The following is a 12,327-nucleotide window of genomic DNA, read 5'->3' on the forward strand; positions in this document are numbered from 1 at the left end:
CTATTTTACGCCATATCTTGCTGAGACTGACCTGATGTAGACAACAGCTTTACAAAATCTTTAAATATATCATTGTTTGTGTAAAGTTGGGAAAAAGCCCCAGCAGCATTTTGGTGCGGCTGTGTTGCAATGCACAAGACTTTGATTTTACAAGTAGGAACACCGTATAAAATCAAACATCGTTTATACGGACACCCCGGAACTGTCAGCACTTGCGCGGTAAACTTTCTTTTACAGACCTCATCCGTGAGTGACTCCTGCACCAAGGCTCGATCGCGACTGCGGACTCAATGCACATTTTATGACTTTTAGCAATATATTTAAAATATACCTCTTAAAATTTCCGACACTGTACGATCGAGCTTTGGTAATTTGCTAACATACCCTTAGCCCGCTCCCTGTGAACCAAAACTTTTAGCTAAACCATTTTTTACATTACATGAATAGCTCACAAGACACGTTAAATCCGCCATTAGTTTCAGTCATCATACCAGCTTTCAACGCTGAAAATTTTATTGCTAAAACCTTAGAGTCTGTCTTATCTCAAACTTATCAAAACATAGAAGTTTTAGTAGTTGATGACGGCTCTACAGATACAACAGCCAATATCGTCAAATCTTTTGCTCAAAAAGATAGCCGAGTCAGCTTATTCCACCAGCCAAATGCCGGCGTCGCCGTCGCCCGCAACCTAGCAATTGAAAAGTCAAAAGGCGAATATATTGCTCCCATAGATGCCGACGATATTTGGTATCCCCAAAACCTAGAAAAACAAGTTAACTGCCTGAATTCCTCAGCACCATCTGTCGGAGTTGTCTATTCCTGGTCAGTTGATATTAATGAAAAAGATTTGCTCACAGGTGGATTTTATAACTCCACCATCGAAGGAGAAGTTTACACAGCATTAATTTATAAATATTTTATAGGCAATGCCAGTTCATCTCTAATCCGCCGCGTTTGTTTTGCAAAAGTCGGCGGTTACAACGGCAAACTTAAACTAGAAAACGCTCAAGGCTGCGAAGACTGGGAACTTCACCTCCGCATAGCCGAACATTATCAATTTAAAGTCGTGCCAGAATACTTAGTTGGCTATCGGCAGATTGCCAGCAGTATGTCTAGCAACTATGCAGCAATGGCAAAATCTCACTCTTTAATTATGGCAGATGTCCGACAGCAACATCCCGAAATTCCCAGCAGCATTTATCGCTGGTCTAGCAGCAATTTTTATATTTACTTAGCTGTTAAAAGTAACCGCAGCGGCAATCACCAGAGTACATTATCTTGGCTTTATAGAGCTTTCAAAGAAGATTTATCAATGGCACTTTTGCGACACAATTTGTATCTGCTCTTTATAGAAAGTATATTAAAAATAATAGTTACACCGCCACCTGCATCAGGGTTAGAGTTAAAACCAGCATCTGAATCGACTGAAGGAACGACACTTGCTAGGATTGAGACGCGGACGAAGGCTCACAAAATGTTACCCTCGCAAGTATATGAAAGAATGCGATTTAACAGTTTAGGAAATCTAAAATCTAAATAAACCGAACATTGAAAAACCCGGTTTTTTGAATAACCGGGTTTTTGAGGAAGCTAGAGGGTGTTTAATTATGCCAGCTTGCTAGATCAAGAATTAGGAAAGAGGGTTAAATAAAAAAATCTAAATTTTCCCTTCTTCCTTCTTCCTTCTTCCTTCTACCTTCTACTTAATCTCTCTAAGCGTGAGAAGCTGTAGGAGTTTGAGCTTTCGGCTGCTGGCCGTCTGGCGCCAGGGATTCGCCTTCAATAAACGAGCGCAACATCCAAGCCATTTGCTCGTGCTGTTCCATCAAACCAGTCAAAAAGTCTGCGGTTCCGTCATCGTTAAACTCTTCACCGCACTGTTGGACGTGTTGGCGGAGATTGCGAATAACTAATTCGTGGTCATCCACTAAACGCGATACCATTTCCGTAGCCAAAGGCAAATCGCCGATATGTTCTTTAATCGAGCCATACTTCAGAAAACCCTCAGCAGTACCAATTGGATACCCACCTAAAGTTCTCACCCGTTCGGCCATAGCATCGATATTTAGTGTTAACGCCTGATAGTGTTCTTCCCACAACTGGTGGAGCGATCGAAACTGTGGGCCCACTACATCCCAGTGATACTTTTTGGTTTTGATTAACAGCAGATAAGCATCTGACAGGTCGTGATTCAACAGTTCGATAACGCCTGCACGTTGCTCGTCAGATAGACCTATGTTTAACTTACGCATTGAAAATTGTTCCTTCAACTCTAACTTTATATTTATTAGAACAAATTTCGCCAGCGACTTACATCAACCCAGAGGACGATCGAAGACGATCGAACTTTAGTAAAATATCGGCATTTCAGGTTCAACTAATCGCAATATAGATACCCTTAGATAGATGCAATGAAACTTATTGTTCCGGATCACCTTTGCTTGGTGAACACAGCGATTGGGCCGCCGGTGATTTCCCGCTCAATCCCCCTAGAGAAAAAGGCTGGACTCTGATAGCCCGTACAAATCAAGGAATTTCTGCGGAAGTTAAGCAAAATCCCACCCGAGGTTAACCAACATCCCACACACTTAATTGTACGGGCTGCTTTAAACGAGGCATAAGGGACTGGCAATTAAATATAACCCTGTTATCCTACAAGGCTAGGAAACAGATTTTCGGACATGAGCGGTTCTGATCTGTGTGATTGGGATGCTAGAAATGATATTGAGTCAAATCGTTAGATAGACGTTCAAGGATGTTGCCAAGAAACAGACGGGCGATCGCCATCGAGACTTTATGGCAAAAGTGGCTGAAGACTACTTTAATATTTAAGCCGGGAAAGTAGAAACATTTCTAGGAGGGAACCCTTGATAGTGTTCAAATTGGCTTACATGAACACAGATAATCTTGGGTTTGTTAAATAGCGATAAACCGAATCAAGAAGATGTATATCATGACCTGTGATGAAGCCCGTAATCGCCGATCGTCCGTGCTCAACCCTCGATACTAAATTGAGCAAAGCAAAAGTTTGTTCAACCAAGGCTCTTTTTTTCCGTAAAACAAAGCCTTGGATGTTGCGATCGTAAAACCACCTGAATCATCCATCCCCACCTATCCATCACCGATTTGAGAAACCGTTGGCCACTGTCACCTCGATCGACTCTACCAAATACAGCCACGCAACCCTTTGTCCCATCTAGTAGACCACCGGGAGAAACTGCGTGTTCGCTTCACCTTCAGGAATACTTGCGCTGCTGTGAGCACCACAGCACTAAGTCGCAGGTATCAACAGCAGTGTAGCGTTGTCGGCCCGCATGAAGGCTTTGTCAAACCCGACACTCTGATGAAGCATCGTTGCAGTGGCAACAGTTTAAACCTAGTTTTTGGCGGATGGCGCCTCCAAGACAGATAAAAAAAAAGCAGTCCTCTGTGTTTGCGCGAAGGAGGAGAAAGAGGGCATTGCAGTTTGTCCTATCTGGGGAATACGGGCTAAAGTAGCGGTAGGAAAGATTGATCCATACTTTTACTAACTGTGCTACTTTCATTGTTAGCTGTAAACCATCATGCGGGAAATCTGCCAGAGCGTGGAAACCATATTTGAACTGCTGTTAGACGAACTTAAAAAGTCCACTCGCGCGTCTGAGCAAAACTGCCAAGATGTAGCAGGGCGACTCGCAGCAGAAGTCAACAGGATATGCACTGAAAGCCAGCGGATTCAAGCCTCCGGAGATATAGAAGGTTCAGCCCAGAGCCTCGCTCAGCACCGCTTGCAACAATGCCTGCATTATTACAATTTAGGCTCCGGGCCCGGGCGAGTAGAATTGCACAGTACCCTCAGCGCGATCGTCTATCGCTACATCACCCCTCCGCAGGTGCAGTCTAGCTATCAGGCGCGAGTAGAACTGATCAAAGATTTTTTGCAAGGATTTTATCTCGAAGCTTTAAAGGCATTTCGGCGCGAAACCCAACTGCCACCTACGTACAGTCCCCGCACTCGCTTAGAACTAGCAGAGTACATGGCCTTTGTAGAGCGCTTCGGCAAGCGGCGCATTCCTTTACCTCGGAACCGGAGCCAGCAACTAATTATTTTACGGGCCCAAACCTTTTCCCAGCAGCAACCCAAAGAAACCTCCGTAGATATGGAACAAGCCGCCGACGGAGGGGCTTCAGATTCCGACCAAACTTGGAACGACACCTCGGTGCACTCCGTGCGGGAAGCGATGGCCGGACAGGGTTCGGCGGCAATTCGTCCCCTAGGCGACGAGTCAGAATCTCTGCGGCAAAACGTGATTGACGAATTAGTCGCTTACTTGAAAGAGCGCAACCAACAAGACTGCGCCGATTACTTCGTGCTGCGCTTGCAAGACTTGCCGACTAATGAAATAGAGTCGCTTCTGGGCATAACTCCCCGCCAAAGAGACTATTTGCAGCAGCGCTTCAAGTACCATTTGCTCAGGTTCGCCATGTCGCACCGCTGGGAACTGGTTCACCAGTGGCTGGAAGCAGACTTAGACCGCAATTTGGGTTTGCTGCCTTCTCAGTGGCAGGCGTTTGGCGAGCAAATTGGTCCAGAGGGACAGCGTTTGCTAAAGTTGAAACAACAAGGTCTGTCAGAGTCAGCGATCGCGCAAAGCCTCGGCAGCACGGTAGCCCAGGTACAGAAACGGTGGTTTAAATTGCTGGAACTTGCCTGGGAATTGCGAAATCGTTCAGATTCCGGAGAAGGGGCATCTAGTGATGAATAACGAAACGAACAGGGATGCAGAGGCTTTCGATCGCCATTTTTTAGACTGGATATTGCAGGCGCCGATCGCGAATGCCTCTAGCGAAGATGAGGACAACCTCAATCAGTCCCCTCGCTCAGAAGAGTGGGGCGAAACAGAAGAGAATTCCGGGGTGGAATACTGGGAATGGGACGAACCAGACCCGCTGGACTATCAAGTGGGGGCGCACAGCAATGCACCCGCACAACCGCAGACAATTGGAGAAATACCGACCGTGCAAGACCGTTTTCAGACCTTGTTAAAACAAAGGCTTAGAGCCGAAATTGAATCCAACCCGCCGCTGTTCCCCTGGGAAACAGAATTCAAAAGCTACGACCACGATTACCCAGACGATGTAGCCCCGCAATGGGTTCCCCCCCTGCACCTCTGGACTCCCCAACTACAAAATATCAGGTGGGGCCGCCTGCCAATTCCGATCGCCCAAGGAGTTTTTGCTCAACTGCTAGAACCTTGTCAGGAACTGGTAATGTCGTCGCTGCGGGAAGGCGCGAAATTAGTTCGCGCTGTAGATGGCTTGTTTCCGGGCCATTCTCATGAACTCAACGAATTAGCTGGTTTAGTGCTCAGAGGTTCTTTGCGGGGACTTCTAGATTTAGAAGATTTCCCGACTTACGAAGCAGCGAGTACCGATCAACAAATGGTGCTGTCGCTGTTGGCCGCCAGGGAAATCATTGAGTCTCTAACTTTGGATTGTCCTGTGAATCAGCCGCCGGTTTCGCGGGAGTGGCTGACTGGTTTGGGTTCGCTGACTCTGGAGGCTCAATACCTGTCGAACCGCAACAGAGAACAGCCAATGCCGTGTTTAAGAGTTGAGTGCCAATTTCCGGGGGCAGGAAGTTTGGAACTCAAGGGAGGAGATGCCGAAGCAACTGCACATCGTCCGAATTCCGGGCATTTAAGTGTGGAGTTGTTTGACCCACAACCGAACAAAACTTATGCTCTAGAAGTTCGATTCCAAAACTTCGAGACCAGACCTTTGATGTTTGCTATTCGTCCAATTTTAACCGGACAAGATAGCAACTAGAAAGGTCTAATTAGAGTAAATAATTTAGGTTTTTACTCGCTGGTTTGACCTCACACAAAAACAAATGCAATTCCTCGACTACTGTCGTGGAAAGCCAAAAATTTTAGATCTTAGTTCAAGCCGCCAGATTGATCGGTGGAGTTAATCTAAAATCTAAAATCTCCAATCTACAATCTACTGCTAGTTGACTTGGATGGGTGCACATGACAACTGATAACCTGCGAAATATACCTGTTTTGGGTAAGCTGTGGGAGCAGATTGAGGCCATGCCTCCGCCGGTGATTGAGGATTCTTTACTGCTGCGAATCCTAGTTCAGTTGTTGGTAATTGTGGGAATTGTAGCTACTGACGTTGCTGCTGAAGAAGCCCAGAACCTGTGGGCTGTGCCTGTTAGTATTGTGGGAGCAACTTGGAGTTGGTACCGCCGCCGCGATCGCAATGTAGCTGCTAAGTTCTGCATAGCTATTGGAATGCTGGTGGCGCTGTTCGCTTTTTTTAGCCGCTTGGTGGGAGAATTGAATGATACGCGGTTAGTTTTGGCGCAACTGTTAATCCAACTTCAAGTGCTGCACAGTTTCGATTTGCCCCGCCGCAAGGATTTGGGCTATTCGATGGTAATCGGGCTAATTTTGTTAGGGGTAGCAGCGACTCTCAGCCAAACCTTGACTTTTGGGCCGCTGCTGTTGCTGTTTTTGGCTTTAGCGCTTCCGACTTTGGTGTTGGATTATCGATCGCGCTTGGGATTTTTGAAGCCAGAAGCCATTGGCGAAAAAGCACAAGGTAAAGGGAAAAATGAAAGCCTGTCGCTATTTGCTGCTACTTTATCCCCAAAGTATTTTGGTTGGCTGCTGCTGATAACTGTCGGATTGGGGCTGACTATTTTTGCGTTTTTGCCGCGCCTCCCTGGCTATCAGTTGCGGACTTTTCCGGTGAGTGCTCCTATTCAATATCAGGGGGAGTTTGACTCGCGCAGCATTCTGAATCCAGGGTATGTCAGAGGGGGAAATGAAAAAGGGACTGGCGGAGGAAGGGGGAGAAACCCAGACAAAGGGCCAGGAGAGGTGGACTCTACTTTTTATTACGGTTTCAACCAGCGCATCAATCAAAATTTGCGGGGCGAAATGAAACCCCAAGTGGTGATGCGGGTGCGATCGCAGGCTGCGGGTTTTTGGCGGGTGTTGGGATTCGACAAATACACCGGTCAGGGTTGGGAAATTTCTCGCAACGAACAAGCTCAAAAGCTGACTCGACCTCGCTGGTCTTATCAATTTTATCTGAATCCGTTTCCCAATGCGCCTCGGACTCAAGAGGTGATTCAAAGTTATACTATTGTTGCTCCAATGCCGAATTTGATTCCGGCTTTAAACAAGCCGAGGGAACTTTATTTTCCGAGTCCAGAGGCGGCGATTGATGCGGAGGGGGGTTTGCGAGCGCCTGCGGAATTGGGAGAGGGTGTGACTTATACGGTGATTTCTAATGTGCCTTTTCGCGATCGCTCTTTGTTGGGTAAAACTGGTACTAATTACCCGAAAAATATTCGCAACTTCTATTTGGATGTGCCGCCGAAAATTGCCCAGAAGGTGCGAGAAAAAACTGAAGAAATATTGGCGGCAAGAACTAGAGTAGCTCAGTCGGACAGACCGATCGATTCTCCTTACGAAAAAGCTTTGTACTTAGCTCAATATTTGAAGCAAAACCCTAATTACAAAATAGAAAAAGCTTTGCCTTACTTAGAAGAAGGTGAAGATTTAGTCCAGGCTTTTCTGTTTGGCTACAAAAACACCCAGGACGGCAAAAAAGTTACAGGTGGATATGGAGACCACTTTTCGACGGTACTGACAATTATGCTGAGGTCGGTCGGGATTCCGGCGCGGTTGGTGGGCGGTTTCGATACCGGAGAATTCAACCCGTTTACTGGTTACTATGTTGTGAAAAATACCGACGCTTTTTTGATGACGGAGGTATATTTTCCTAATAATGGCTGGTTTGCTTTTAATCCGATTCCCGGTTATCCGCTGATTCCGGCTTCGGTGGAAGACAACCAGACTTTTAGTGCGCTGGAATCGTTTTGGAAGTGGATCGCGGGTTGGCTACCGACTCCTCTCAGAAGCGGGCTGGATTCAGTTATAGGTTTTGTAATTGGCTGGATCAGTTTGATTGTGGGCTGGTTTCTGGGACAGTTTGCTAAGGGTTGGGTGGGGTTATTTACTGGCTTAATTGCTGCGATCGCCTTTGGCTTTATTGGCTGGTTAATTTGGCAAGTGTGGCGCAAGTGGCGCCACCGCCGCTGGCTGGCGAAGTTGCCGCCGGTGGAGGGGGTTTATCAGGAAATGCTGAAGGATTTGGCGAGTAGGGGATTTGCCAAGCAGAAAGCTCAAACGCCTTTGGAGTATGCTGAGGCTATGCGCGGGAATCATGCAACTGATGAAGCTGAGGTGATTGATGAAGTTTCGCAGGCTTACGTGCGGTGGAAGTATGGCGGCGAAGCGGGTAATTTGAACCAGTTGCGGCAGTTGGTGGAAAATTTGAGACGATCGCACTTGAAGAAACTCAAAAAGTTAAGATAAAAATCGGCGATCGAAATCGCTTCTACACAAGTAGGAGTTACGGAGAAAAACCTTCATAACCGGGTTTTTTGCCCCGTTAAAGGGCTGGAACGCCTCTTCAGGGCAAAAACTCGGTTTCTGGGTTCCCATGCGTAATATCAAATGCGGTGGCATCGGAATTGATATTACCCACAGTCAGGACACCGCGCCGTGCTGGGTATATAAGTATTATGTTTTTTTATTTAACGTGGCGATGGAATCGTGATTTCGACACCTGCTTTTTGAGCTAAATCGGTGACATTGTTGGTAAAATCTGTCATGTTTGCGATCGGAGAAGCCATACTCCCCGCGATCGCTAAAATAACACCCAATTTTTTCGCAATGAGTTTCAGATTGCGCTTTTCTTCGGGTTTCTTTAGTTGTTCTTCCACGTTGCCAATTTCCATCAACACTTCTTCGCGTTCGTCTTCGGGGAATTGTGCCGCGGTTTCACGCAGCGATGAAATCAGTTGCAGAAGTTCGGCGGTATTAGCGTTATTGTTTTGAATCAAGTTGGAGGCGGTTAGTTGGGCGCTGTCTGTTACTTCCTGAGACAAGTTGCCGATTTGTGAGCCGTGAATGTGGTTGTTTCGGGAATAATCTTGATTCATGTTATTTCCTAAGTCAAAATAAAACTTGTTTACAGTTTGCTGAGATGTAGAATAATCTACCGCAGGCGATCGATCGCTTCCAGGAACTTTCTCTTGGGAATAGTCGGGAAAATCCTCGATTAAGCGCCGCACCTGGACCTCTTCATAGGATGGCGGTTTGCCACATTCCACTGTGTACTTGCGATTTGCCAAACGGTCGCGCAAATCCTCAAAGGCATAGGAATAGGGATTTTGGCTACCTTTGCATTCGGAACAATTGCAGGGAATTAATTCTTCGTATTTGAGGCGCTTATCGTAAGTATCATGAATTTCCCGGAGTTTGTGACGAATGCTATTTAGGAGATAGTTTTTCGGGGTTCCAGATACGCGGATGCGGATTTCTCGTTGATGATAATTCTCGATGACTTCGGCTTTGGCGTAGTTGTCGGCGAGGAGAACGCCGTCACGCCAGACAATATCCTCTATAGCAGCACCTGAAGAGGGAGGGGTATTCGGGCGGCAAATCCAGCGGTGCATCTCTACAATCAGCGTGGTGATGATGCCTTTGGGCATGAAGTCGTATTTGTAGCGCACTATCAGGTTGTCGGTGTCGTCCCAGTCGTACTTTGGTGCTTCGAGGGGGAGGCGTTGCGGGGCGATGTAGTGTCCCCGTTGGCCGGGGATTGGGTAGCAAATTTTGAAGTTTTCCATGAGCTCAAGTAGCTCATCGTGGAGGCCTTGGTATTGTCTATCGATCCAGATTTCGCTGAGGTTTTCGTCGGTGAAGTATCCACAATCGGCGATGACTTGTTGGTTATCGGTGACTTTGTAGACGGCGTTGGTTGCCCATTCGGGACGCAGGATGACCCAGTTGAGGAGGATAGATTTTTTTTTGTCAGTATTTGTTTGGAAGTGGAGGATAATACCCAAGTCGTGCAAATACTTGCTCAGACTCAGCATGGCCTGTTTATCGGATTTGTCGAAGCCGTGGGTGGCGCAGATGTCGTAGAACTCAGAGACTTCGATGTGGGTTTTGCGTTGGGCGTAGTTTTCCAGGACGTGGCGGACGTTTGCCCAGTGTTTGGGGATTCCGGTACTGATGTGATCGAGGGTGGTGATGCGGTTTTGTAGGGCGCGCTGGAGGGTTTCGAGTCCGCGATTGTCGGCGAGGTTGGTGGTGAGGAGTTTTTCTAGGTTTTCAAAGTCACCGCGCAGTTGGGAAACGTTGATTTCGCAGCGGCGGTCTTGTTTTTCGTTCTGGACGAGGAAGACGGGACTGCTGTTGCTGAGGAGTTCGATGATGTTCAACCAGTAGCAGAGGTTGGGGTTTTCGCGGCGGTTATCGACGAGGAGGATATAGAGGGAACGTTCGGTGAGGAAAAATTGGTGCGTGGCGTGGTATATTTCCTGTCCGCCGAAGTCCCAGATGTGGACGCGGAATGGTTTGCCGTTGGCTTGTGGGAATTCCCAGCGGATGACATCGATGCCTTCGGTGCTGGGTTCTTGTTCTTTTAGTTCGTAGTCGGGGTTGAGGAGTTTGTTTGCTAGGGTGGTTTTTCCCGATTCCCCTTCGCCGACAATCAAAAGTTTGGCTTCGTTGAGTTCTTCGGTATCGTTGGGGTTGCGGGTTTGGAAGTAGAAGTCGAGGATGGTACGCAAATCGCCTGGTTCATAGGATTCTTCGCCTTGGAGAATTTCGGGAGGAATCGGGAGCGGATTTCCCCGCAAGTCGAGTTTTTCCAGCTTTTCCATGCTGCGAATCGCCTCTGGGATTGCGGTAATCTGATTGTTATGGAGGTCAAGCTGTGTCAGATTCGACAGTTGCCCGATCACCTCTGGGATGGAGGTAATCTGATTGTTATAAAGGTCAAGCTGTGTCAGATTCGACAGTTTGCCGAGATCCTCTGGGATGGAGGTAATCTGATTGCGACTGAGCAAAAGCAGTGTCAGATTCGACAGTTGCCCGATCACCTCTGGGATGGAGGTAATCTGATTTTGACTGAGCAAAAGCAGTGTCAGATTCGACAGTTTGCCGAGCGCTTCTGGGATTTCGGTAATCTGATTTAAACCGAGCAAAAGCACTGTCAGATTCGGCAGTTTGCCGAGCGTCTCTGGGATGGAGGTAATCTGATTGCTATAGAGGTGAAGGTCTGTCAGATTCGACAGTTTGCCGAGCGCATCTGGGATGGAGGTAATCTGATTGTTATTGAGGTTAAGCAGTATCAGATTCGACAGTTGCCCGAGCGCTTCTGGGATGGAGGTAATTTGATTGTAACATAGGTCAAGCTGTGTCAGATTTGACAGTTGGGCGATCACCTCTGGGATTTGGGTAATCTGATTGCTACGGAGGTGAAGCTGTGTCAGATTCGACAGTTGCCCGATCACCTCTGGGATGGAGGTAATCTGATTGAAACCGAGGTCAAGCTGTGTCAGATTCGACAGTTGCCCGAGCTCCTCTGGGATGGAGGTAATCTGATTGCTCATGAGGTTAAGCAGTATCAGATTCGACAGTTGCCCGATCACCTCTGGAATGGAGGTAATCTGATTGTTATAAAGGTCAAGCTGTGTCAGATTCGACAGTTTGCCGAGATCCTCTGGGATGGAGGTAATCTGATTTCTATTGAGGTAAAGCCCTGTCAGATTCGACAGTTTGCCAAGATCCTCTGGGATGGAAGTAATATGATTGTTATTGATGTTAAGCAGTATCAGATTCGACAGTTGTCCGAGATCCTCTGGGATGGAGGTAATCTGATTTTCACTGAGGGAAAGCCCTATCAGATTGGACAGTTGCCTGATCGTCTCTGGGATTTCGGTAATCTCATTGCTACTGAGGTTAAGCACTATCAGATTGGACAGTAGGGTGAGCGCCTCTGGGATCGCTGTAATCTGATTGTTACTGAGGTTAAGTATTTTTAAGTTGGTTAATTGAAGAACAGCATCAGGAAACTCAGTTAACTTATTCCCAACCCATTCTTCTTTCTCCTCATCCCACTTCCCCAACACCAACGTCTCAAGCTGCGTGCACTTGCCAATCTCCGGCGGCAATTCCTCCAACCCCAACCCCGACAAATCCAGTTGGGTCAATTTTTCCTCGGCTGCCCGGTGAATTCGCCGCACTGCTTCCTCTCGCGTCATGCCCTTTGTCTCTCCGTAGGATTCATTTTATTGTGACAGTCAAAACTCAAGAAACCGGGTTTTTTCGAGTTTCTACGACTGCATGGCGTCTTCTGGGCAAAAACCCGGTTTCTGGCCACCCGCGAGGAATCTAAGAAACCGGGTTTTTTCGAGTTTCTACGACTGCATGGCGTCTTCTGGGCAAAAACCCGGTTTCTGGCCACCCGCGA

Annotated in this window: 6 protein-coding genes; 4 read left to right on the forward strand and 2 right to left on the reverse strand. The window is 47.3% G+C overall.

The genetic code is table 11. From position 1 onward, the window contains the following. Positions 1–439 precede the first annotated feature (439 nt). Complete coding sequence (locus QUA62_RS01185) at positions 440–1,540, forward strand: glycosyltransferase family A protein (protein ID WP_333402021.1); 1,101 nt, start codon at positions 440–442, stop codon at positions 1,538–1,540. A gap of 172 nt (positions 1,541–1,712) precedes the next feature. On the opposite strand, the gene QUA62_RS01190 is transcribed toward QUA62_RS01185, so the two are convergent. Next, positions 1,713–2,252, reverse strand: a complete 540-nt coding sequence (locus QUA62_RS01190; protein WP_006631841.1) for a Dps family protein — start codon at positions 2,250–2,252, stop codon at positions 1,713–1,715. Positions 2,253–3,563: 1,311 nt separating this feature from the next. Between QUA62_RS01190 and hetZ the strand changes: the two genes are divergently transcribed. The 3 genes from hetZ (at position 3,564) to QUA62_RS01205 (ending at position 8,375) form a co-directional block, all read left to right on the forward strand. Continuing rightward, entirely contained in the window at positions 3,564–4,745 is a 1,182-nt protein-coding gene (gene hetZ, locus QUA62_RS01195) for a heterocyst differentiation protein HetZ (RefSeq protein ID WP_006631839.1), read from the forward strand. Continuing rightward, positions 4,738–5,808: a hypothetical protein gene (locus tag QUA62_RS01200; protein WP_333402022.1), complete on the forward strand. Its 1,071-nt coding sequence runs from the start codon at positions 4,738–4,740 to the stop codon at positions 5,806–5,808. The genes hetZ and QUA62_RS01200 overlap by 8 nt, the downstream gene beginning before the upstream one ends. A 203-nt stretch (positions 5,809–6,011) precedes the next feature. After that, on the forward strand, positions 6,012–8,375 hold the full coding sequence (locus QUA62_RS01205; protein WP_333402023.1) for a transglutaminaseTgpA domain-containing protein: 2,364 nt from the start codon (positions 6,012–6,014) through the stop codon (positions 8,373–8,375). 221 nt (positions 8,376–8,596) lie between these two features. On the opposite strand, the gene QUA62_RS01210 is transcribed toward QUA62_RS01205, so the two are convergent. Beyond that, positions 8,597–12,118, reverse strand: a complete 3,522-nt coding sequence (locus QUA62_RS01210; RefSeq protein ID WP_333402024.1) for a leucine-rich repeat domain-containing protein — start codon at positions 12,116–12,118, stop codon at positions 8,597–8,599. Positions 12,119–12,327: the final 209 nt, after the last annotated feature.

Source organism: Microcoleus sp. MON1_C1 (genome assembly GCF_036701945.1).
Lineage (GTDB): Bacteria > Cyanobacteriota > Cyanobacteriia > Cyanobacteriales > Microcoleaceae > Microcoleus.